This window comes from Natrinema sp. HArc-T2, assembly GCF_041821085.1.
Classification (GTDB): Archaea; Halobacteriota; Halobacteria; order Halobacteriales; family Natrialbaceae; genus Natrinema.
On sequence record NZ_JBGUAZ010000005.1, the window covers coordinates 16118 to 37185 of the forward strand.

Sequence of the window (21068 nt, forward strand, 5' to 3'; positions counted from 1 at the left end):
TTACTCGTGGTCGATCCCGATCCGTTCGAACTGCCGTCGGCCCGTCCGTCTGTGGCTGTCGGCCATCGCTGACGACAACACTGCCCGCTCGGCCTTTCGGAGGTGTTCGTGAAGCGTCGCGCGACTGATCTCGAGTTCCGTCGCCAACTCCTCGTTCGTAATTCCTCTCGGCCAGTCGTAGTATCCACGCGCCAGCGCCTCGGCGACCACTTCGCGCTGGCGCTCGGTCAGCGCCGAGTCGGTGCTCGCCCGAAACTCCTCGAGTTTGCCGAGCGTGACCGTTCCAAAGCCCTCGAGATCGTCGATGATGTGTTTGAGATCCTCGCGCTGGAACACGAGAATGTTGTACTCTCGCTGGCGGCCCGAAACCGTATTCGACCGCCGGAGCGTACCGTGATTCTGGTAGATCGCCGAATACGCGCCACACGAGGGTTTGGTGACGAGCAGGTTCCCGTCGTCGAGGCGCTTGACGTGCTCGACGTGATCGGCGGCCTCGAGTTCTGACTGGAACGTATCCGTATGCGGGCCTGCCCGGAGGATGAAGGTCACGAACCCGTTTTGAATCTCCTCGATCTCGACCGGAATCGGCTCGGAGACGTCCGCTGTGAGTCGCCGAAGGATACATTCCCGGTGCTGGGTGAAGTGAACCGTCGCGGTGAACATCGCTGTCTCCTGTGTGAAAAGAACCCACAGTCAAAAAGCTACGCGCGGTGGCGACTGCCGACAGCACTGATCAGTAGACACGAAAGACAGATAAAAGACCCCACGCTGTAAATAGACAAATATGGACGTTCCGTACGACCTCACCTCGTACGTTCGGGTGTTGAAAATGGCGACGACACCCACTAGCGAGGAGTTCCTTCAGGTATCGAAAATCGCCGGTGCAGGGATCTTGCTGGTCGGTCTCGTCGGATTCCTCATCGGTGCAGTCATGGTGCTGCTGACCAGCGGTGGTGGCATCTAATGGGCATCTTCGCTGTCAAAACGACGGCGAGCCAAGAGCGCACCGTCGCGGACATGATCATCAACCGCGAGGAACCAGAGATTCACGCCGCGCTCGCGCCTGACTCACTGACTTCCTACGTGATGGTCGAAGCCGACGGCGACGCCGTTCTCAATCGCGTCCTCGAGGACATCCCCCACGCCCGGAGTATCGTTCCCGGCGAGTCGGACATCTCCGAGGTCGAACACTTCCTCTCGCCCAAGCCGGACGTCGAGGGGATCGCCGAGGGCGACATCGTCGAGCTCATCGCCGGACCGTTCAAAGGCGAGAAGGCACAGGTCCAGCGCATCGACGAGGGCAAAGATCAGGTGACGGTCGAACTGTACGAGGCGACGGTTCCGATTCCGGTGACGGTTCGGGGCGACCAGATTCGCGTCCTCGATTCCGACGAGCGATAGCGAGTCGGGTGTTTTATACTAACTTTTGCAAGGAGTGGTGAGCGAGCGGCGTGAGCGAACCCGACGCAGTAACATTCAGTCCGCGGCCTACCGTTTCAGTTCTCTCGCGATCGCTTGCATATCCGCGACGGATTCGATCTCCTCGAGCAACTCTTCGCGTTCCCGGACGGCTTCGGAACTGGCGCCGTAGGCGCGGACGTATTCGGCGCGGCTGTGTTCGGTAAACGCGTGGCGGATCGCGAGGTAGCCGTCCGGGACGATAGTGCCACAGACCTTGCACTCGCGGCGCTGGTGGGTGGTTGCCTGATGGACGACGGCAGACTCGACGTCGTCGAACACTGCGCCACAGCCGTCGATTCCGCATTCCCAGGCCATTCGATACTCTCACTCGCACGGCCGCCCTAATGATCTTTTCGCAGCGAAAGTAATCGGCCAGAAGGAACGTATCCAGAGCGGCGCTGTCGATGGCCGATGCGCTGCAGGCGTCGACGTGGGCCCGGTCTGCCATCGTCAAATCAGAATTCATAACTCGATTGTACCAGAAGTGACCGTCGTGACCGACGGAGTGACGTTCCGAGTAGACTGTCACGTGAAGGTGCTCAACGATCGCGTGGTCGAGCGAGCCAAACAGGCTGGCCTCGACGCACTCGTCTATGCACCCCACTTCACCCGCCTTCCGGAGATTCGCGAGCGCGCCGCGACTTACTCCGACGATGAGCTGCTGGTCGTCCCCGCCCGCGAGGTGTTTACCGGTACCTGGCGAAACCGCAAGCACGTCCTCGCAGTCGGTCTCGAGGAGCCCGTCCCCGATTTCATCCCTCTCGAGACGGCGATGGCCGAATTCGAGCGCCAGAACGCGACGGTGCTCGTCCCGCATCCGACCTTTGCAAACGTCAGCCTCGAGCAGTCCGATTTCGAAGCGTATGCGGAGACGGTCGACGCCCTCGAGATCTTCAACCCGAAACACTTCCCGATGCACAACCGCCGCGCACGCACTCTCGGGGAGGCGTTTTCGCTCCCGCCGATCACCGCTTCGTATGCACACCTCCCGCGAACGGTCGGCGTCGCCCACACCGCCTTCGAGACGGCGATCGAGAGCGAAGCCGACCTCGTGACAGCGCTACAGGACGGCGTCGCGCGTCGCGTCGTCTACGAAAACGGCCTCAACCGGTGGGCGACGACGGCGATGGAACTCGGCCACCTCGTCTACGAGAACACCTGGGAGAAGATCGATCGGCTGTTTCTGTCGGGCACCGAACCGACCCATCCCGAGCACATCGCCTACGGCGGGCGGTTCGACGACGTAGTCGTCTACTGAATCCTCGCGAGCGTCTCTGCGACGCGGTCCCAGTGACTCCCGCGCCAGAAGTACTGGCCACAGTCGCGACAGACCCAGATTTCGCTCTCGACCGAATCGGGGACGTACTCGGGCATCGACGCCGTCGCGTCGACCCGCTCGAGCGGGCCGTTACACCGGCCACAGAACGCGGGCTCGTCGGCCAGTGAGAGATCGACACCCGCCGCAGCTAGTTCCGCCAGTTGGTCCTCCACGTCACGAGACTCGAGGCAGATCGAGTCGTCGGCCCGGTTCGCGAGCGTCACGTCCCGTGTGACGAGTGTTCGGTCTTCGTCTCGGGCGACGACGAGGAGGTCGTCGTCGGCCTCGAGCCCTCGATCGCCGGCGTAGACGGTGTCGTGGTTGCACATCCGAAGGTAGGAGACGATCCCACCGCACATGACGTCGACGAGCGAGCGCATAGCGTCAGTGGAGAAACTCGCGCAATGCTGCGAGTTCCCAGGTGTTGATCACGTCGGCCGGTTCGGCCCAGCCGCGGCGCGCGGTGTGGACACCCCAGCGCATATACTCGAGGGTCGCGGGCTGGTGGGAGTCGGTGTCGATCGCAATCGTCGCCCCTTCTTCGAGGGCGGCCTGAACGGCACTGCCCCAGAGATCCAGCCGGCGTGGGTCGCTGTTGACTTCGAGAGCGGTGCCGTGCTCTGCGGCGGCCCGTCCGACCGCCCTGACGTCGAACTCGAGCCCCGAGCGTTGATTAAGCAGGCGACCGCTGGGATGGCCCAAAATATCGATCGCCGGATTCTCGACGGCGTGGACGAGCCGCTCCGTGGCGGTCTCTGCGTCTTGATCGAGCGCGCTGTGTGTCGAGGCTACGATCACGTCCAGCGCGTCGATCACCTCGTCGGAGAGGCCGATTTCGCCGTTGGCGTCGACGTTCGCTTCGATCCCTGCGAAGACCTCGATCTCGGCGTCGTCGCCGACTGCGCGGATTGCCTCGACTTGCTCGAGAATGTCGGCGTCGGAGAGGCCCATCCCGCCGACGATGCCGGGGCCCTCGGCGTGGTCGGCGATCCCGAAGTAATCGTAGTCCCGTTTGGCGGCGGCTTCGACCATCGCCTCGATCGTCGTGTTGCCGTCGGACCACTCGGTGTGGGTGTGGAAGTCGCCGCGAATGTCCTCACGGGTGACGAGTTCCGGTAGCTCGCCATTTTCGGCGGCAGTGATCTCGCCGCGGTTCTCACGAAGCTCCGGCGGCATCCAGGGTAATCCGAGCGCGTCGTACATGCTTTCTTCAGTCTCGCCCGCGACGCGTTCGCCGGCGCGCTGTCCGCTGTCGGGATCATCTATCTCGCTCACGTCGAACGCGCCGTACTCGTTCAGCTTCATCCCGCGGTCGATCGCGTAGTTGCGCAGGCTGACGTTGTGGTCCTTGCTGCCCGTGAAATACTGCAGTGCAGAGCCGAATTCCTCGGGGACGACGACGCGAAGATCGACCCGAATCTCGCCGACGCGGACGCTTGCCTTCTCGGGACCGGACTCGATCTCGTCGTCGACCGACTCCCACGCGACGAACTGCTCGACCACGTCCTCGCCGTCTTCCGTCGCCACGAGAGCGTCGACGTCCCCGATCGTTGGACGCCATCGGCGGATCGAGCCGGCTACCTCACACCGCTCGACTTCGTCGATCGACTCAAGAAAGGCGAGCACGTCGTCGGCGAGCGGTCGCGCCTCGCCGAGCAACTGGCGCTGGCCGACGGTGCGGGCGAACTCGAGGTTGTCGAGGATGTTCTGTTCGGTTTTCGGGCCGAAGCCCTTGACCTCCTGAACCTCGCCGGCCTCGGCGGCTGTCTCGAGGTCGTCTAGTGTCTCGACACCGAGTTCACGGTAGAGCTTGCCGGTCGTCTTGGGGCCGACGCCCTCGATACGGGTGATGTCGGCCATGTCGACCGGCAACTCGGTGCGGAGTTCCTCGAGTTCCTCGATCGAGCCGGTCTCGACGTACTCGATAATCTTCGAGGAGATGGCGTCACCGACGCCCTCGATGTTTTCGACTGCCTCGTGGTCGCCAGCGTCGACGCGGTCGGCGATCGGCGATGGATGGGCACGGACGTTTTCCGCCGCCCGGCGGTACGCGCGGGGTTTGTATTCGACGCCGTCGGCCTCGAGCAAGTCGGCGAACTCCTCGAAGCGGGCGGCGAGTTCGGCGTTGGTCGTCATCGACCCCTCCGTGCGCTGGCGTCGTCGTCCTGGCCGAGTGCCTTCTTCAAGAACGACATCCAGCGCTTGCGGTCCTGGGCTTGCTGGACTTTCTGTTCGCGCTCGAGATCCGTCGGCCCCAGACTCTCGAGGGCGTTGAGCGCCCGATCGATGCCGATAATGCTCTGAGCGAGTTCCTCGCCCTCCTCGCGGCTGATCGCGCCCTCCTCGATCTGCTCTAAGCGCTCGAGGCGCTCGCGGCGCAGGTTCTTTTTGGCCTGCTCGACGCGCTCGCGCTCACCCGAGGGAACCGTCTCGCGGCGCTTGATCTCGAAGACGAACGTCCGGAGGTCGATTTCTTCCCCCTGGACCGTGATCGTCTCCGGGATGTCCGCGCCGACGGTCGCACCCTCGCGCTCGACGCGCTCGAGCAGTTGCTTGCGCTCGTACTCTTGCACGCCCGGATATGGGGGATGGAACAGCAAAAATGTCCGCCGTTTGGACCACCACACCTGACGGCGGCAGAATCGAACCGCTCTCCCACCTCACCTAATTTCTCCATATTGGCGCAGAAAAATACATCCGGAACCCCAAATCCCTTAGCTACGCCGCACATACCACCGACCAATGGCCAAGTGCGACGTGTGTGGGAAAGACGAAAACATGCCGTACAACTGTCGGCACTGTGGTGGCACCTACTGTGCCGACCATCGGCTCCCCGAGAACCACAACTGTACGGGGCTCGAAAACTGGAACGACCCACAGGGGGTCTTCGACAGCGGTTTCGACGACAGTGCCAGTGGGAGTGGGAGCACGTCACGCGCCTCGAGTATCACCGACAAGATTCCACTCAATACCGGCACGGGTGGACCGCTAGCGTACTTCCGCGGGAACGCGACCTACACGTTCCTCGCGTTGATGTGGATCACGTTCCTCGCACAGTTGGTCGTGGGTGCGTTTGGAAATTCAGAGCTCTACCGGTCACTGTTCCTGCTCACGTCGTGGAACGTCGAGTACGTCTGGACGTGGGTGACATCGATCTTCGCCCACAGCACGAGTAACTTCATGCACATCGTCGGGAACAGCATCGTGCTGTTCTTCTTCGGGCCGCTCGTCGAACGCTACATCGGCTCGCGGGACTTCGCGATCCTGTTCATCGTCAGCGGCGTTCTCGCCGGACTCGGACAGGTCGTTATTTCGCTCGCCCAGGGGTACCCAACTGCCGTTCTGGGAGCAAGCGGCGCGGCACTCGCCATCATGGGCGTGCTGACGGTCTTAAACCCCGGACTCAAGGTGTACCTCTACTTCATCATCCCAGTCCCGATCTGGCTGCTTACGGCGGGCTATGCGCTCCTCAGCATCACCTTCCTCTCTGGCGTGGCAGGCGGTGGCGGTGGGATCGCACACGGAGCCCACCTCATCGGCCTCATCATTGGCCTCGCTTACGGGCAGTACGTCAAGCGAAATCGCAACCTCCGCGCGCCGAGTCGCCTCGAGTTCGGCGGTGGCGGCCCCGGCGGTCCAGGTGGCCCCGGACGCGGGCGGTTCTGACCGTTCTCGAGTTCCGCGCTCGCACCACGACAGCCCGCAACTGATTTTCGTACGGCCACTCTCACCGCAAACGAATGAGTCAGCCCCGGCCAGATCTCACACCGGATCCGGCGCTCTCGCGCGCTGAGATGGAGGATCTCCAGCGTGAAATCGCTTCGGTCGCCGTCTTCGAGGACGACTTCGCGTTCGACCCCAGCGCGCTCTCGAATCCCCTCGCCGCGACCGCCAGCGGGAGCGAGCCACCGATCGTCGTCGGCGTCGACCAGTCGTTTCTCACGAACGCAGCCGGCGAACAGGATCGTGCCTTGAGCGCCGTCGTCGCCACCCGCGGCGGTGAGGTCATCGAGCGCGTCCACGCCGTTACCAGCCTCGAGATACCCTACATTCCCGGCCTCCTTTCCTTTCGCGAAGGCGGGCCGATCCTCGCGGCGCTCGAGGAACTCGCCGTCGACCCCGATCTCCTCCTCTTCGACGGCAGCGGTCGCATCCACTTCCGGCAGGCCGGCATCGCGACCCACATGGGCGTGGTCCGAGACGTACCAAGCATTGGGGTCGCGAAGAGTCTCCTCTGTGGCCGCCCACGCGAGGACACCGACGGCCTCCCGGCAGGCTCGCGGGTCGCCATCGAATCGAACGACCGCGTCGACGCCCCCGATGGCACCCTCATCGGCTACGCCGTCCAGACCCGTCAGTACGACACCCCGAACCGCCACATCAACCCGCTCTATGTCAGCTCCGGCCACCGCGTCGGCCCCGAAACGGCGGCCGACATCGTTCTCGAGCTAGCCACGTCGTACAAACTCCCCGAGCCGATTCGACTCGCGGACAAATACGCCGACGAAGCCAAGCAGAACTTCAATGAGTCGGCCTGAAGACCAGCCGCTGGCGACAGCTCCCCGACCCGATCGGGGGCTTTCGGTGTGTTTACGGCCCTCTACTGCTCGTTCGATTCGTCTCGACTCCAATCCTCTCTTGAAATTACGAACAGCGCGACAAACCGTCGATACTTAGGTATCGTCTCCCGAACCGGTCACGTATGGCTACCGCTGAGGACGTCGAGGGGACAGCCGATGACGAGCCGGATGGCACCGTCGTCGAGGACGACCGCGAGCACGCGACGGGCGAGACCGACCGCTACACGCGCAAGAAATCGGTGCTAATCACTGGCTGCTCGTCCGGCATCGGCCGCGCGACCGCTCGAGCCTTCCTCGCCAAAGACTGGCAGGTCTTCGCGACGGCACGGGACGTCGACGACATCGAGGAACTCGCGGAGGCAGGCTGTGAGACCCTCGCACTGGACGTCACCGACCCCGAGCAGGTCGCGACGGTCGTCGAGGAGACCGTCGACATCGCCGGATCGATCGACTGTGTCGTCAACAATGCCGGCTACGCCCAGATGGGGCCACTCGAGGACGTCGCCACGGTCGACCTCCACCGGCAGTTCGACGTCAACGTCTACGGCCCCCACCGGCTCACGCGGGCCGCCCTGCCACACATGCGCGCGCAGGGCGAGGGCCGGATCATCAACGTCTCGAGTGTCATCGGTCGGATCTCGCTGCCCGGTGCGGGTGCCTACGCCGGCTCGAAACACGCCCTCGAGGCGATGAGCGACGCCTTACGCGGTGAAGCCGAGGAGTTCGGGATCGACGTCGTCGTGGTCGAACCCGGTCCGGTCGAGACGAACTTCTCGGACCGTGTCGACGACGAACTGCCGGAAGACAAGCGAACGCCGGCCTACGAATCGTTGTACGACCTCTACGACGAGGCACAACTGATCGGTGGCGGCAGCGGCGGCCCCTTCGCCGCCGATCCCGATGACATCGCCGAGGCGATCCTCGAGGCCGCGACCAGCCCCGATCCGCCGGCCCGGTACCCGGTCGGTCCGCTCGCCCAGTACGGCAGCTACGCACGCTATCTCCCGGATCGGCTGCGAGATGCGGTCTACGGTCTCCTGCGAAAACTCGCGTAGCTCGTTCTCGCTCGAGGCGGCGACGTCCTACTCGTCTCGATCGTATCGCGCCGCCGCCGACTCGAAGTCCAGTTCCGACTGCTCGCGGCTGCGTCGCTCCTCGAGGGCTGCGATCGCCTCGGGATCCAGTGCAGCGTCGTCTGTGATCCGCGCCCACGAATCGTGAACTTTGGCGTGACACCACCGGCAGAGGTAGACCGTGATCTCGTGTGAAAGTGTCTCGCCGTCGCGCGAATAGGAGAGGTGATGTTCCTCGAGCAACGGGCGCTCGTCGTCGTGGGCCAGCCGCTTTTCCTCGAGTCCACAACGGACGCACTCGCGGTCGCGATTGCGCGAGCGGAAGTGTGGACAGTCGGCCCACGACCAGTCGGATTCGGGGTCGACGACGGGACATGCGTACTCCGCTTCCGCGCGCTCGCGGGCGAACGCGGGGTCGTGCTCGTAGTGGTCGAAGGCGTATCGACACGTCCCATCGCCGGTGAGATGGTCGCAGACGCCTGCGAACTCGTAGGGATCGTCGACGCCGACCGAGGTTCCCTGCGGCGTTTTCTCCATCGTCGGTGGCGCTATGGCTCGAGGGATGTTGAATCGCCCGGCACACCCGCTCGCGGCGTCGTCCCGCACGGTGGGCGTTGTCGATGGGATTTTGCCGACTGACTGCGTCGGCATCGATCATGCTACCGATCGACGACACCGAGACGCTCCTCTCGGCCGGCGACGTGATCGATGTCATCGACGCGATCGGGGATCGCGATCGACTCGAGGTCGCGTATACGGTGTACGACTATCCCGCTGAGGGCGTCACCGTTCCCGAACTCGCAGCCGAACTCAGTGTGACGGAGTCCGAAATCGACGCCCAAATCGACGCACTCGCCGACGGCGGCGTCGTCGCCGAACGGATGGCGTGTCTGGTGGATTGCTCGATCGACGGTCCCCAGTACGAACTGACGCAGTTCGGTCGCCTGCTCTTCGAAGACGGCGTGCTGTCGCTGTTCGATGCCGCGTCGGCGGTCAGCGAGTTGTAGGCAAGTCACTGCCGGCCTCGCAGGCGGTCGGGACTTTTTTCTCGTCGCCATGCGGACTCGAGGCCGTGCGTCTCGTCCACGAATCGAGCGACAACGGCCAGTCTCTCCATGGTCCCGACCGCACCGTTTTGGCGACGACGGTCGAGTTGGCGGACTCACTCGTCAGCCAGACTCGCGGGTTGATGTTTCGCCGCTCGGTCTCCGACGACTACGCGCTCGTCTTCCGGTTTAACTCGGTCAGAACCCGCGACCTCCACATGCTGTTCGTTTTCGTCCCGATCGACGCCGTCTGGGTCGTCGACGGCGTCGTCCAGCGTGTCGAGCGACTGCGACCGTGGCTCGGGTTCGCCCGCGATCGGGCCGACCTGATCGTCGAACTGCCGGCTGGTGCCGCAGCCGATGTCGAACCCGGCGATCGGCTGGTCCTCGAGGACGAGCGCTAACCGCTCGCCCCGACGAACGCGTGACCGGCGGATTTAAGTCGACAAGATCCGTTAGCTTGCAGTACAATGGCACGCCATTCGCCATCTGACGAGGATAGAGGAAGTCGGGGCAACCCGGCTGGGCGTGAAATTCTCCGACGAACGTAATCGCAGTCCTTCAAACTCACCACTCTTGCCTGTAAGTCATTCACCCGAACAGACGATCGCATCGGACCGCACAGTGCGCCTTCTCGACACGACGCTTCGCGACGGCGAGCAAGCGCCGGGCGTCTCGCTGTCGCCGGACGAAAAAGTCGAAATCGCTCGAGCCCTCGAGCGAGCCGGCGTCTCGACCATCGAGGCCGGCAGCGCCTGTACCGGTGCGGGTGAACGACAGGCCATCTCGCGGGTGACCGACCTCGATCTCGACGCCCGGATCACCAGCTTCTGTCGCGGGCTCAAAGGCGATATCGACCTCGCGCTCGAGTGTGACGTCGACGGCGTTCACATCGTTGTTCCCGCAAGCGACCGCCACGTCGAGGACAAGGTCGGCACCTCCCACGAGGACAACCTCGAGAAAACCGCCGAACTCGTCGCCTACGCGAAAGACAACGATCTCTGGGTCGAAGTCATCGGCGAGGACGGCTCGCGGGCTGACCTCGACTACCTCGAGGACCTCGCAGAAGCGTCCCTCGAGGCGGGCGCGGATCGCTTCTGCTTTGCCGACACCGTCGGCCACACCGGACCGGAACACACCTATGAAGCCGTTGCTCGGCTTGCCGAACTGGGGCCGGTCAGTGCCCACACCCACGACGACCTCGGACTGGGCGTCGCCAACGCGCTTGCGGCCATCTCGGCGGGTGCCGATCTCGTCCACTGTACGGTCAACGGCCTCGGCGAACGCGCCGGCAACGTCGCCCTCGAGGAGGTCGCGATCGCCTTAGCGCACGTCTACGACGTCGAGACCGCCGACCTCGAGGAGCTGTACGACCTCGCACAGGTCGTCTCGCGGGCGACCGGCGTCCAGCTGCCGCCGAACAAGGCCGTCATCGGCGAGAACGCCTTCACCCACGAGAGCGGCATCCACACCGACGGCACGCTCAAAGACGACAAGATGTACGAGCCCTACCCGCCCGAGACCGTCGGGCGCGAACGCCGGCTTGCACTGGGCAAACACACTGGTCGTGCGGGCGTCAAAGCCACGCTCGAGGAACACGATGTCGACGCCGACGACGACGAGATCGCCGAAATCGCCACGCGCGTCACCGAACTCGGCGACCGCGGTCGCCGCGTGACCGACGCCGATCTGCTGGCGATCGCAGAAGACGTCACCGGCGAGGATCGCGATCGCGTCGTCGACCTCCTCGATCTCACCGCCACCAGCGGCGGGGCCGTCCCGACAGCCAGCATCCGACTCGACGTCGACGGCGAGGAACGCGTCGCCAGCGGGACCGGTTCCGGGCCCGTCGATGCTGCCGTCTCGGCGGTCCGCGAGGCGCTTGGCTCGATGGCCGACGCCGAACTCGAGTCCTATCACGTCGACGCGGTCACCGGCGGTACCGACGCCGTCGTCACCGTCGAAGTGACGATGGTCCGCAACGACCGCTCGGTGACCGTCGCCCGCAGCGAGGCTGACATCACCCGCGCCAGCGTCACGGCGATGGTCGACGCGCTCGATCGACTGCTGGCGGCCGACCAGCAGCCACTCGCGCCTGCTGACGACTAACACCGCTGGTCGCCGGTTAGAGAACGAGAGAAATCGATTTCTGCGATTCGGGGCGACGGCGCGGCTGGCGTCCGAACGCCTCCGAGATCAGTCCTGTCGGAAGGGATCACTGACGAGGTTCCACGGATCGAGCAGGTACACGCTCGCGAGAAACAGTGCGAGTACGACGACGAACAGGCGAGCAGCCCCGTTCACCGACGACGGAACTCCGAGGTCGAGGGTCGTCGCCATCACGACCGCGACCGCGATCCAGAGGCCCCCGACGATCAGTCGCTTTCGACGGTTCATAGTCGTCCGTTCGACTCGAGTCGCTTGAATACGTGTGGTTTCGAACAGATCGGATCTGGTATGTCGTCTCGAGGAGGCGGAAGGAGTGGATCACGATTCGAGACGGATCTAGTCGGCGGTTTCTCCGCGAGGGGACGGGATTGTTCCCTCGAGAAATAACAGTTCCTGCTAACCGTCTCCGCGACAGTTGCAGGCAGACAACGGCTTGTCGACTGTTTACAGCGCTGAAATTGTCAGTAGATCACTGATAACAAATCATCGAATTCGTGACTGTCCGCTCGAGATGGAAGGCAACCATCAAGATCCATCGGCAAGTGAGGCAGGGAAGACGACGCGTCGTTCGTACATCAAACGACTCGGTGCGCTGGGTTTCGGTGGCGCACTCGCCAGTGGGGCCGCGTCGAGCTTACAGGGCGTTGGCGTCGCTGCGGCGCAATCCGAAGGCGCGGCGGGTGGGATAGCCGTCAGTGACTCGGGAACGACGATCGACGACGACGTGTTACACCTCGATTTCGGAACGTCGCTTTCCGCGACGCAATCCGATGCGGATACCGTTCGCGTGCAGAGCGATACGAACCCGAACACTGTCGACGTGCGCGACGACCTCGGCGTCGAACCCGAGGACGACGACCTGTGGGCCGCGATCGAAGCCCATTACGGCTCTTTCGAACCGACGAATCGGAATCACTGCTACAAGATCCCTGCCGGAACGTGGTCCGTTGCGACCGACAACGTCCACTTCGACGCCCACGAGTTCCTCGGTATCGTCGGTGACCCGTTCGCCGTCCTCGAGGTCACCGATCAGGACGTCGATCGCCTGATGACCGTCGGTTCGCTGGACGCGTCGCTTCCACACGCCCAGCGGACTGTCATGCGAAACCTGCAGATCGATATCCGCGGCGACTACGACACCGGTATCGCCCGCTGGTACACCTACCGGTACGGACACATCGAAAACGTCTCGATGCGCGGGAGACGGGACAGGCTCAACGACCGGTACGGCGGGGATCGGCATACGATCCTCGTCGACGGGGTCCGGCCCTCGACGACGAACGTCATCAGTTGCTGTCATCTGAACAACGGCGATACCAAATACGACCGATCGACCCACGTCGGCCACGCGATCCCGTTCAGTTCGGACGTCTACAACCACGGGACGAACTACTGGGAGGGGTGTCAGGTGTCCGACTACATCGATAACGGGATCTACGTCTCGGGAGACGACGGCCGAAACATCGTCACCGGCTGCCACGTCCGCAACTGCGCCGGAGCGGGCATCCGAATCGGCCCCAACGACTACGTGCAGGACTGTCAGATCACGATGACCGAACATCCCGGCTATCCGTGGTCCGGCCTCTGGCTCGAGAACGGCGGTGGGCAGCTGGTCTCACAGCTACTGGTGAACAACCGAATGGAAAAAAATACCGAAATCATCCGTCTGACCCAGGACGGGCCGGCCCGACTGACCGACGTCCACATCACCGACGAAGGAACTGACGGCCGGGCGATCCGGGTCGACGACAACGACGACGCGCCGACGGTATTCGAAGGGTGTACGATCACCGATCGCTCGAGTCCGTCGACGTCCGATTACGCCGTCTACGTCAGGTCGTCGAACGTCACGTTCAACGATTGCGAGTTCGATATCGAGACACAGTCCGCCATGGACCGACACGGCGTCTTCGTCACGAACGGCGGCGATGAAATCGACCGGCTCACGCTCGATACGTGTACGATCGATCCTGACGGTGCGAGCCTCCGGTTCGCCGAGAGCGGGGCGGACCATACCGTCGAGAGCTCGTTCTTCGAGGGGCTCGTCATGAGCGACCCCGAAACGACACTTTCGACGGTGCTCTGGGTCGGCAATCGCCATCGCGGTGAGACGATTTTCCGCGGCGAGCGGTCGCAGTGGCAGGGAGATTTCAACTTCGGATTCGAGATCTAATCCAGTGTCAGTGGTGGTAACGAGTTGCCGAGACGGTTACGACGAGTCGATCACGCCGAGCCCGACAGTTTCCTCTTCGAGGGCGTCCTGGCGTCTATCGAGCATGCCGACGTCTTCGTAGGAGGTCGGCCCGGGGACCTGGTGGGCGTTCGGTCCCGGTTCCTGGCCGAGATAGGTGACGTTCGGGTTCGTTCCGATATCTGCGAGGAGTTCGAACTCGTTGCCCGAGGGCGGGATGAACGCTTCGAGTCGCTGCTGGGCGACGTCTTCCCGATCGTTCACCACGATGTCTGGGCTATCCTCGCCCGACCCCGCAGGCGGTCCCTGGAACTGGTCGACCGTGAGGCCGAGTTCGCTGAGTACGTCTTCGCTCTGGAGGGCAAGTCCGTGGTCCTCGAGGATCGAGACGACCTCGAGGATCGTCGCTTCCTGATTGACGAGCGTATCGCCCGGCGGTGCCTCCTGTTCGTACTCGACGTTGGTGATCTGGACCGCCGCCGCGAGGGCGATCGATTGCTCGTCGAGGCCATCGACGGCATCAGTGATCGACGCCAGATCGGTGCCGACGCCCTCGAGCATCGACGGGAGGTCGTTGGGCGAGGGCAACATTGTACTCAGCCGAATGAGGGTTCGCGCTCTGGCCGGGTTCTCCTGATATCGCGACGGGTCGCTGTTGGGGTTGTTCTTGTCGCCGAACTGGATGACGTTCGGTGGGCAGGCCGCTTCGCAGGCCGTGGTACCGACCAGATCTTCGCCGAAGTTGCCGTCCTGACGAGGCGGGTCGAAAACGCACTTCGACATGACGCCGCGGGGGGCCCGACTGCTGACGCGTCGCTCGCGCTGGTCGTAGACCATGTCTGGACCGAGTTCCTCTTCATCGACGTTCGGTTCCTCCCACTGGAAGTAGTTGACGCCGTACGGACAGGCAACCTGACAGTACCGACAGCCGATACAGACGTCGTAATCGGTCAGCACCAGCCCGCCCTCGTCGCGAGTATGTCGTGCTGTCGTCGGACACACCTTCTCGCAGGGGGCGTCGGTACAGTGTTGACACGGGCGGACGAGGAAGTTGAACTGGCGGTGGCTCTCGAAGTTGTCGGGGTCGGGTGACTCGACGTCGCCGTCCTCGAACGCGAGGACGTACATCCAGTTGGCCCCCAGATCCCAGTTGTGCTCTGCGTTGCAGGCAGTCACACAGGAGAGACAGCCGTCGCAGTACTCGAGGTCGATCGTCATTCCCCACTGCGTCGCGTCCTCGTCGGGGTGGACCTCACCGGGGTCTTCGACGGCCTCCTGTTCGGGCTCTTGCTGGTCGACCGCCCCCCAGCCGAGACTGGCGAAGCCGACGCCGGCACCCGCCTTCTTGAGCATCTCCCGGCGGGACTCCTCGCCGGTGGCGAACTTCGAGAGCATCGCGCCGATCCCACCCTCGTCGTCCCCGTCGTCCGGGCTGGCGATCGGCCGCTCGTCCTCGCCGAATTCCTCCATCACGTCGTCGTGATACCGCTCGTGGAACTCCTCTTCCGAGAGCTCCCCCTTCGTGACCCGCATCGCGTCTTTCCCCATCTCCATCCCGAGTTCGGTGTCGTACTCGGTCTCGTCGAGCAGGTCCTCGAGTTCGTCCTGCCACGACTCGCCGAGCGGATGAAACGGTTCGTCTGTTCCGTCGGGCCCCTCCCCAGGTGCCGGGTCGTCAGAACTCATCGTTTCCTCCCTGTCGGAGCTCGCAGCTCACGTGGCGTCCCCGCCGGTCGCTGTCGGTTCCACCCTGCAGGAACTGATCGGGAAGATACTGGCGTCGGATACATAGGTACCTCGTGACAATGAAACTACGTCAAGGATTAGCATAGTGGCCGGCCTTGCGAGTGACGGGGCACCGGCAGGTGACCGGCAATTCGACGCCCACTACAGACAGCAACTGCGAACCGTTCTACCGAGACTGCAATCACGACGCGTCGCTTACGGCGTCACCGTTCGCTTTTCGTGGTGCAAGAGTGATCGGGGTTTGGTTTGAATACTCGTTTCGGAAGCGTTCGCTCGAGTCGCCGGATTCGAAGAGCGTACCGGTGTAGCCAAGATTCAGAAGTGACGCAGACCACTCACGCACCACGCATCGCTCGTCGGTTGTGGTCGATGGAAAAGCGCCGAGAGGGAGATTTGAACTCCCGAGTCCGTGAGGACAGCAGATTTCGAATCTGCCGCCTTGGCCGGGCTAGGCTATCTCGGCTCACTCACTTCTACTCGAGAGACGTTTTTACCCGTTTCGATTTTCTCGCTCTCTGTGAGAGAGTGCCGTCCAACAGCCGATGTCGGTCCCGGTCGACCTGCCATCCAGCAACGCAGGCCGCGTATCGACCGGGAGACAGCCCGATTATCCCGTGTTCTTCATACCAGCCGCAATACCCTTGACCGTCAGTCTGAGCGATCGTTCTTCGATGTCGGTCCGATCAGTCTGGGCAAGCAGGTAGACCTGCAGCATGTTCAGCGGATCGACGTATGGGTTTCGCCGCTCTAAGTTCTCGCCGAGCCAGTCGCGGGTATGGAGCTGGTCACGCTGGCCGATCTCGGTAATCAGGTCGGTTGCCCGCTCGTACTCGCCGCTCACGCGTGGGAAGAACCGCTCGCGCAGGTCCGGCTCGGCCAGGTCGGCGTACCGGTCGGCAATCTCGAGTTCGGTCCGCGACAGCGAGAGCGCGGCGTTGTCGAGCGTCGTCCGGAAGAACGGCCATTCCTCGTACATCGTCTGTAAGGTCTCTATCGACCCACCATCCTCGAGATACGCCTCAACGCCAGTCGCGAGGGCGTACCACCCCGGCAGGATACACCGTGACTGGGTCCACGAGAACACCCACGGGATCGCCCGCAGGTCTTCGACGGTGCGCTCGCCAGATCGGGAGGCCGGTCGCGACCCCAGATCGAGGTCTTCGATGACGGTGATCGGCGTCGCCTGCTCGAAGTACTGGACGAAGCCGTCGCTCTCCAAGAGGTCGCGGTACTCCGTGCGGGCGGCGTCAGCCATCGTCTCCATAGCCTCGAACCACTCCTCGCGGACCTCCTCTTCGGGCTGGTCCAGCGCCTGCTTGCGCGCCCGGAGCTGGGCGTTGAGCATCTGTTCGATGTTGCGCTCGGCGATCCGCGGATTGGCGTACTTTTCGGCGATGGCTTCGCCCTGTTCGGTGAACTTGACCTGCCCCGTGACCGTCGAGTTCGGCAGCGCCAGCAGCGCCTCGTTCATCGGCCCGCCGCCCCGCGAAATCGAGCCGCCACGACCGTGGAACAGCCGCATCGTCACGTCGTGGTCGTCGCAGATCTCCCCCAGCCGGCGCTGGTTCTTGTACAGCGACCAGTTCGCCGCCAGGAAGCCGTTTTCCTTGTTCGAGTCGGAGTAGCCCAGCATGATCTCCTGGGTGCGCCCGCGGGCCTCGAGCGCCTGCGCGTAGGCCTCGTTTTCGAACAGCGTGCCCATGATCCGCCGGGCCCCCGAGAGGGCGTACTCGGTCTCGAGCAGCGGAACGATGTCGACGCCCGAATGTTCGGGCAGGGAAATAACGCCGGCCTGATCGGCCAAGAACAACACCTCGAGGACGTGACTCGGTTCCTCGGTCATCGAGATGCAGTAGGTGTCGATGGCGTGGACACCGTACTCGGCCTGCCAGTCGGCGAGGCTGTCGAACAACTCGAGGACGCGCGCCGAGTCGTCCGAGAGATCGGCGGTCTCGCCGAGGTCGATCACTGGCTCGTCCTGCAAGACGGCGTCGGTCAGCAACTCGACACGTTCATCCTCCGAGAGGGCGCGGTAGTCGATCCCCTCGTGCTCGAGTGCGTCAGCGATGGCGTCGGTGTGCTTCTGTTGGTGGTCGCGCAGGTCGAGACTCGCCAGCGAGAAGCCGAAGGTGGCGACCTGCCGGCGGATCGGATCGACGTGGGCGTCGGCGACGCTGTCTGCGTTGTTGTTGCGCAGGCTCTCGGCGATAACTTTGAGATCGCCACGGAGTTCGTCGACGTCGTCGTAGCCACCCGGTCGCACGTCGCCGACGCGGCGGAGTCGCTCGCGCATGAGTTTGAGTTTCTGCCGGTAGGGCTCGTCGGGGTAGCGCTGCTCGGCTGTACGTGCGCTGCCGGGCAGGCGCTCGCGGTCGCGCTCGAGGGAGGCCTGAAACGCGGAGCCGGCGTCGATCCGGCTGCCGTCCTGGCTCAGGACACCGGAGAGGCGTTTGAGCTGGTCGCGGTAGCGATCGAGGATGACCGAGCGCTGGCGCTCGAGCGTGTTCGCCGTGACTTCGGGGGTGACGTAGGGGTTGCCGTCGCGGTCGCTGCCAGCCCACGAGCGGAACTCGAAGAGTTTCGGAATATCGAGGGTGCCGGGAACTTCCGCGTCGATCGCGTCGTGGAGTTCGTCGTAGACGTCGCCGACGACGTCGAACAGCGTGTTCTCCAAGTACCACTGGACGTTCCGCGCTTCGTCTTCGGGTTCCGGCTGGCGGTTGCGAACCTGTGGCGTCTGCCAGAGGCTCGTCACTTCGGCGTCGATATCCTGCCAGAGTTGGCGTTCCTCCTTGTCGGTCAGGAGTCGCTCGTCCAAGGTCTCGAGCGACGTGGAAATCTCCCGCAGTTTGGACTTAACCGTCTTGCGGCGGGCCTCGGTCGGATGTGCAGTGAAGGTCGGTTCGATCAGGACATCGTCGAGAATCTGCCGAACGGTCTCGACGTCGCCTTCGCCGAGTTCTTCGGCCGCAGCCTCGAGACTGTCCTCGAGGGTGCCCGCCTGAGAGTCCGTGCGGATGGTTCGGACCCGCTCGCGCTCTTCGGCGAGGTTGATCAACTCGAAGTAGGTCGTAAACGCACGCGCAACGGTCCGCTGTCGGTGTGGCGACAGTCCCTCGAGTTCCGTCACGAGCGGCTCGCGTGACTCGAGGTCGCCGGCGCGGTAGTCGATCGCCGCCCGCCGACACGACTCGACCGTCTCGAACGCCCCACGAGAGGTCTGACCCTCGAGGACGTCGCCGAGTAACGCACCGAGTTCGCGGACGTCCTGTCTGACGCCTCTGTTATGGAGTTGCATACCGTGTGGATGTGCGTGCCGTGTTAAAAAGCCCTCGCCGGAAGACCCCGATTACGTCCATCGTTTTTCCTGATAGTTACTGGTGGTGAAACGCGTCGATCGGACGCGGTGACGACGTGCCCGGACATCGACCTGTTCGGTCTCGGAACGGCAACCAGTACAGAATTATTCACTACATATGTTAATAGTATACTCGACTGTGTGCAGTTCACACACCTTCGGCATTCACTTTCGATCGGCGAACAACAGACGATTTCGATTATCTCACCTGCAATTCGATCGCACGGAAGTCGGCGGCAGTGCGGAGCGCAGTACTACTCGTCCGTATATCACGTACAGACTCGCCGAATCCACTCCTCGAAGTCGATCCGTGGCTCCCCCGCGGATCTTCGAGGCACTCTGTAAGGCCGACTACGGCGCATCGTATCCACGAACCATGTCGGTCAGGCCGGCTGCGTGTCCAGGATAGTCACCCAGTGAGTCGGATTGTCTTCCTCATGATTGCTAGCTGCCCAGTTCGCATCGGCCCACTCCGTGAACGTTTGACCGAAGTCGCACTTATCACACCGTAACTCGTATGTCATATGTGCACATACGCTGCTCGACTGCTTAATAGTACCCCGACACCGCCGCAGGCTGGTCTCGGCCACCCTCTCATCTGATCCGTAACGGGGTTAAACCCGTACTGGGCCGTGAGGAACTCCCACGTCGACTCCGTCACTGTCGTGTTCGAAGTGGGCAGGATCGGATTTCGATGCTACGTTTATCTCTCCGGATAGTGAAGCGCTGGGTAGTGCCGGTGGGCGCTCACCGGCACAGTAGAGAGGTGACCACCTGTGCCAGAAATCAAGACAATCGTCCGCGAAGAGGTCGTAAGCGCGTCCCCAACGACCGCCCTCACGGAGCTGGCAGAGTTGATGGACGACGAGAACGTCGGCAGCATCGTGATCGTTGAAGACGGCCACCCGCGCGGGATCGTGACGGACCGCGATCTTGCGCTCCAGGCAGTCGCCCATGGGGCGGATCCCACGACGGCGACCGCTGCCGACGTGATGAGCGACGACCCCGTCACGGTGGAACTGGACAGCGGTATCCTCGACGTGATCCGTGTGATGACGGACTCGAACGTCCGCCGGATCCCAGCCACTGATGAAGATGGACAGCTCGCCGGAATCGTCACGTTCGACGACTTCGTCGTGCTCCTCAGTCGAGAACTCAAATTGCTCGGCGAGCTCGTCGAAGCTGAAGTCCCGCCATACGAGCACACCTAACTCCGCGACCGGAAACGAGCGAGGGCGGTAACGCTGGCTGTCGGGCCGTCGCCCTGGCAACCACGTTTTGCCGGCGGCTCTGAGCGCTATTCTTCGGTGCTGATCACCGGTGGCTTCCTCGACGCACATCGCGTACGATTCGAGAATGCGTCGTTCGCGCTTGCTCGAGGGAGACCCGATTAGACCACAGCGGTGACCCAGTCTGCGGTGACGAATTTGTAGCGACAGCCCTCACAGAGCGGAAGTTCAACGACCTCGTCCGTCGTCAAATAGACGTGGTACTGCCGAACCGGGACCGCCTCGCCACAGTTGGCACACGTCATGGCGGTCCCTCGTCCTCACCGCCCGGGATGGCGTCTCGAGGGTTGCGTGTTCTCGTCGGTCTAACCGGGCCACTGCCAGTGGCGCGGTGGCGCTGTCGCTGGCTCATCGGTTATTTCTCGCTGACCGCGAGGTCCTTGCCGGCGGCGACGGTCTGGTCCATATCGCGGATGGCGAAGCTCCTGAGTTCGGGGATCTCGCCCGAGGGTTGGATGCTAAGCGGTTTCTGCGGACGGACGGTGACCACAGCAGCGTCACTCGCCTCGATATAGTCGAGGTTCTCTTCGGCGACCTCGCCGCTCGAGGGACCCATCTTCTTGTCGGGGGCGTGGTCGCCATCGATTGGCTCCTCTCACGCGTAGCAGTACCGTCGGGTGTGAGGGTCACTTCAGGGTGAAGACGTGCTCGCGGCTGGCCCCGCAGCTGGGACAGACGTGACGGTAAACGATCCGGCGCCCGTCCGTCCGGCTCTCCCAGTTTCCCTCCTCGTCGACGTACCCGCAGTCCGGACACTTCTTGTCCGTGTGTTCATAACGCTGGCGAGCCCACTCGAGCGGCGTGCTGGCATCTGCGTTAAATGGCACCATACTACAT

Annotated in this window: 22 protein-coding genes, 1 tRNA gene and 1 pseudogene; 11 read left to right on the plus strand and 13 right to left on the minus strand. The window is 63.3% G+C overall.

The annotated features are described in order from the left end of the window. Complete coding sequence (locus ACERI1_RS12760; protein WP_373618572.1) at nt 1–663, minus strand: helix-turn-helix domain-containing protein; 663 nt, start codon at nt 661–663, stop codon at nt 1–3. A gap of 121 nt (nt 664–784) precedes the next feature. On the opposite strand from ACERI1_RS12760, the gene ACERI1_RS12765 reads away from it, so the two are divergent. Both ACERI1_RS12765 and ACERI1_RS12770 read left to right on the plus strand, forming a co-directional pair. Beyond that, the gene (locus ACERI1_RS12765) at nt 785–964 is read left to right on the plus strand and encodes a protein translocase SEC61 complex subunit gamma (protein WP_008012488.1); all 180 of its coding nucleotides are present in this window, start codon (nt 785–787) and stop codon (nt 962–964) included. Continuing rightward, the gene (locus ACERI1_RS12770) at nt 964–1401 is read left to right on the plus strand and encodes a transcription elongation factor Spt5 (protein ID WP_008012489.1); all 438 of its coding nucleotides are present in this window, start codon (nt 964–966) and stop codon (nt 1399–1401) included. Before ACERI1_RS12765 ends, ACERI1_RS12770 begins: the two co-directional genes overlap by 1 nt. 87 nt (nt 1402–1488) lie before the next feature. Here ACERI1_RS12770 and ACERI1_RS12775 read toward each other — a convergent pair whose 3' ends face one another. Further along, nucleotides 1489–1776 (minus strand): hypothetical protein, encoded by a 288-nt coding sequence (locus ACERI1_RS12775; RefSeq protein ID WP_373618573.1) that lies wholly within the window; start codon nt 1774–1776, stop codon nt 1489–1491. Between the two features lie 190 nt (nt 1777–1966). Here ACERI1_RS12775 and ACERI1_RS12780 point away from each other — a divergent pair, with 190 nt between their 5' ends. After that, a complete protein-coding gene (locus ACERI1_RS12780; protein ID WP_373619010.1) occupies nt 1967–2719 on the plus strand; it encodes a PHP-associated domain-containing protein in 753 nt (250 codons plus the stop codon). Here ACERI1_RS12780 and ACERI1_RS12785 read toward each other — a convergent pair. The 3 genes from ACERI1_RS12785 to ACERI1_RS12795 are packed head-to-tail and all read right to left on the minus strand — an operon-like array spanning nt 2713 to nt 5352. Continuing rightward, a complete protein-coding gene (locus ACERI1_RS12785) occupies nt 2713–3159 on the minus strand; it encodes a Mut7-C RNAse domain-containing protein (RefSeq protein WP_373618574.1) in 447 nt (148 codons plus the stop codon). The genes ACERI1_RS12780 and ACERI1_RS12785 overlap by 7 nt on opposite strands. A gap of 4 nt (nt 3160–3163) precedes the next feature. Next, nucleotides 3164–4915, minus strand: coding sequence for a DNA polymerase/3'-5' exonuclease PolX (gene polX / locus ACERI1_RS12790; RefSeq protein WP_373618576.1), 1752 nt, complete (start codon nt 4913–4915; stop codon nt 3164–3166). Beyond that, entirely contained in the window at nt 4912–5352 is a 441-nt protein-coding gene (locus ACERI1_RS12795) for a DUF5788 family protein (protein WP_373618577.1), read from the minus strand. Before ACERI1_RS12795 ends, polX begins: the two co-directional genes overlap by 4 nt. A 169-nt stretch (nt 5353–5521) precedes the next feature. Between ACERI1_RS12795 and ACERI1_RS12800 the strand changes: the two genes are divergently transcribed. From ACERI1_RS12800 to ACERI1_RS12810, 3 genes are all read left to right on the plus strand, one after another. Beyond that, on the plus strand, nt 5522–6445 hold the full coding sequence (locus ACERI1_RS12800) for a rhomboid family intramembrane serine protease (RefSeq protein WP_373618578.1): 924 nt from the start codon (nt 5522–5524) through the stop codon (nt 6443–6445). A 74-nt stretch (nt 6446–6519) separates the two neighbouring features. Further along, on the plus strand, nt 6520–7317 hold the full coding sequence (locus tag ACERI1_RS12805) for an endonuclease V (protein ID WP_373618579.1): 798 nt from the start codon (nt 6520–6522) through the stop codon (nt 7315–7317). Between the two features lie 164 nt (nt 7318–7481). After that, complete coding sequence (locus tag ACERI1_RS12810) at nt 7482–8414, plus strand: SDR family oxidoreductase (RefSeq protein WP_373618580.1); 933 nt, start codon at nt 7482–7484, stop codon at nt 8412–8414. A gap of 27 nt (nt 8415–8441) precedes the next feature. Here the strand turns inward: ACERI1_RS12810 and ACERI1_RS12815 are convergent, their stop codons facing one another. Then, nucleotides 8442–8969: a hypothetical protein gene (locus tag ACERI1_RS12815; protein WP_373618581.1), complete on the minus strand. Its 528-nt coding sequence runs from the start codon at nt 8967–8969 to the stop codon at nt 8442–8444. Between the two features lie 119 nt (nt 8970–9088). On the opposite strand from ACERI1_RS12815, the gene ACERI1_RS12820 reads away from it, so the two are divergent. The 3 genes from ACERI1_RS12820 to ACERI1_RS12830 all read left to right on the plus strand — a co-directional run bounded on the left by ACERI1_RS12820 (nt 9089) and on the right by ACERI1_RS12830 (nt 11587). Continuing rightward, nucleotides 9089–9439 (plus strand): ArsR family transcriptional regulator, encoded by a 351-nt coding sequence (locus ACERI1_RS12820; protein WP_373618582.1) that lies wholly within the window; start codon nt 9089–9091, stop codon nt 9437–9439. Between the two features lie 65 nt (nt 9440–9504). Then, nucleotides 9505–9882, plus strand: a complete 378-nt coding sequence (locus tag ACERI1_RS12825) for a DUF192 domain-containing protein (RefSeq protein WP_373618583.1) — start codon at nt 9505–9507, stop codon at nt 9880–9882. A 172-nt stretch (nt 9883–10054) separates the two neighbouring features. Beyond that, entirely contained in the window at nt 10055–11587 is a 1533-nt protein-coding gene (locus tag ACERI1_RS12830; RefSeq protein WP_373618584.1) for a (R)-citramalate synthase, read from the plus strand. 87 nt (nt 11588–11674) lie between these two features. On the opposite strand, the gene ACERI1_RS12835 is transcribed toward ACERI1_RS12830, so the two are convergent. After that, complete coding sequence (locus tag ACERI1_RS12835) at nt 11675–11875, minus strand: hypothetical protein (protein ID WP_373618585.1); 201 nt, start codon at nt 11873–11875, stop codon at nt 11675–11677. 283 nt (nt 11876–12158) lie between these two features. Here ACERI1_RS12835 and ACERI1_RS12840 point away from each other — a divergent pair, with 283 nt between their 5' ends. Next, nucleotides 12159–13820, plus strand: coding sequence for a right-handed parallel beta-helix repeat-containing protein (locus tag ACERI1_RS12840; protein ID WP_373618587.1), 1662 nt, complete (start codon nt 12159–12161; stop codon nt 13818–13820). Nucleotides 13821–13856: 36 nt separating this feature from the next. On the opposite strand, the gene ACERI1_RS12845 is transcribed toward ACERI1_RS12840, so the two are convergent. The 3 genes from ACERI1_RS12845 to ppc form a co-directional block, all read right to left on the minus strand. Then, on the minus strand, nt 13857–15524 hold the full coding sequence (locus tag ACERI1_RS12845; RefSeq protein ID WP_373618588.1) for a 4Fe-4S ferredoxin N-terminal domain-containing protein: 1668 nt from the start codon (nt 15522–15524) through the stop codon (nt 13857–13859). Between the two features lie 438 nt (nt 15525–15962). Next, nucleotides 15963–16047: transfer RNA gene (locus ACERI1_RS12850), tRNA-Ser, on the minus strand. A 144-nt stretch (nt 16048–16191) separates the two neighbouring features. Then, nucleotides 16192–18882, minus strand: coding sequence for a phosphoenolpyruvate carboxylase (ppc, locus tag ACERI1_RS12855; RefSeq protein ID WP_373618590.1), 2691 nt, complete (start codon nt 18880–18882; stop codon nt 16192–16194). Between the two features lie 836 nt (nt 18883–19718). On the opposite strand from ppc, the gene ACERI1_RS12860 reads away from it, so the two are divergent. Further along, nucleotides 19719–20153 carry a CBS domain-containing protein gene (locus ACERI1_RS12860; protein WP_373618591.1) on the plus strand — a complete coding sequence of 145 codons (435 nt, stop codon included), beginning with the start codon at nt 19719–19721 and terminating at the stop codon, nt 20151–20153. A gap of 179 nt (nt 20154–20332) precedes the next feature. On the opposite strand, the gene ACERI1_RS12865 is transcribed toward ACERI1_RS12860, so the two are convergent. The 3 genes and pseudogenes from ACERI1_RS12865 to ACERI1_RS12875 all read right to left on the minus strand — a co-directional run bounded on the left by ACERI1_RS12865 (nt 20333) and on the right by ACERI1_RS12875 (nt 21061). Next, nucleotides 20333–20476, minus strand: coding sequence for a hypothetical protein (locus ACERI1_RS12865; protein WP_373618592.1), 144 nt, complete (start codon nt 20474–20476; stop codon nt 20333–20335). 110 nt (nt 20477–20586) lie between these two features. Then, a pseudogene (locus ACERI1_RS12870) lies at nt 20587–20796 on the minus strand (elongation factor 1-alpha); the annotation flags it as partial. Between the two features lie 61 nt (nt 20797–20857). Continuing rightward, complete coding sequence (locus ACERI1_RS12875) at nt 20858–21061, minus strand: HVO_0649 family zinc finger protein (protein ID WP_373618593.1); 204 nt, start codon at nt 21059–21061, stop codon at nt 20858–20860. Nucleotides 21062–21068: the final 7 nt, after the last annotated feature.

Bases quoted from the DNA above. Each gene is read 5' to 3' on its own strand.
- ACERI1_RS12760 (WP_373618572.1), bottom strand. From the start codon at position 663: ATGTTCACCGCGACGGTTCACTTCACCCAGCACCGGGAATGTATCCTT.
- ACERI1_RS12765 (WP_008012488.1), top strand. From the start codon at position 785: ATGGACGTTCCGTACGACCTCACCTCGTACGTTCGGGTGTTGAAAATG.
- ACERI1_RS12770 (WP_008012489.1), top strand. From the start codon at position 964: ATGGGCATCTTCGCTGTCAAAACGACGGCGAGCCAAGAGCGCACCGTC.
- ACERI1_RS12775 (WP_373618573.1), bottom strand. From the start codon at position 1,776: ATGGCCTGGGAATGCGGAATCGACGGCTGTGGCGCAGTGTTCGACGAC.
- ACERI1_RS12785 (WP_373618574.1), bottom strand. From the start codon at position 3,159: ATGCGCTCGCTCGTCGACGTCATGTGCGGTGGGATCGTCTCCTACCTT.
- polX (WP_373618576.1), bottom strand. From the start codon at position 4,915: ATGACGACCAACGCCGAACTCGCCGCCCGCTTCGAGGAGTTCGCCGAC.
- ACERI1_RS12800 (WP_373618578.1), top strand. From the start codon at position 5,522: ATGGCCAAGTGCGACGTGTGTGGGAAAGACGAAAACATGCCGTACAAC.
- ACERI1_RS12805 (WP_373618579.1), top strand. From the start codon at position 6,520: ATGAGTCAGCCCCGGCCAGATCTCACACCGGATCCGGCGCTCTCGCGC.
- ACERI1_RS12810 (WP_373618580.1), top strand. From the start codon at position 7,482: ATGGCTACCGCTGAGGACGTCGAGGGGACAGCCGATGACGAGCCGGAT.
- ACERI1_RS12815 (WP_373618581.1), bottom strand. From the start codon at position 8,969: ATGGAGAAAACGCCGCAGGGAACCTCGGTCGGCGTCGACGATCCCTAC.
- ACERI1_RS12820 (WP_373618582.1), top strand. From the start codon at position 9,089: ATGCTACCGATCGACGACACCGAGACGCTCCTCTCGGCCGGCGACGTG.
- ACERI1_RS12835 (WP_373618585.1), bottom strand. From the start codon at position 11,875: ATGAACCGTCGAAAGCGACTGATCGTCGGGGGCCTCTGGATCGCGGTC.
- ACERI1_RS12840 (WP_373618587.1), top strand. From the start codon at position 12,159: ATGGAAGGCAACCATCAAGATCCATCGGCAAGTGAGGCAGGGAAGACG.
- ACERI1_RS12845 (WP_373618588.1), bottom strand. From the start codon at position 15,524: ATGAGTTCTGACGACCCGGCACCTGGGGAGGGGCCCGACGGAACAGAC.
- ppc (WP_373618590.1), bottom strand. From the start codon at position 18,882: ATGCAACTCCATAACAGAGGCGTCAGACAGGACGTCCGCGAACTCGGT.
- ACERI1_RS12865 (WP_373618592.1), bottom strand. From the start codon at position 20,476: ATGACGTGTGCCAACTGTGGCGAGGCGGTCCCGGTTCGGCAGTACCAC.
- ACERI1_RS12875 (WP_373618593.1), bottom strand. From the start codon at position 21,061: ATGGTGCCATTTAACGCAGATGCCAGCACGCCGCTCGAGTGGGCTCGC.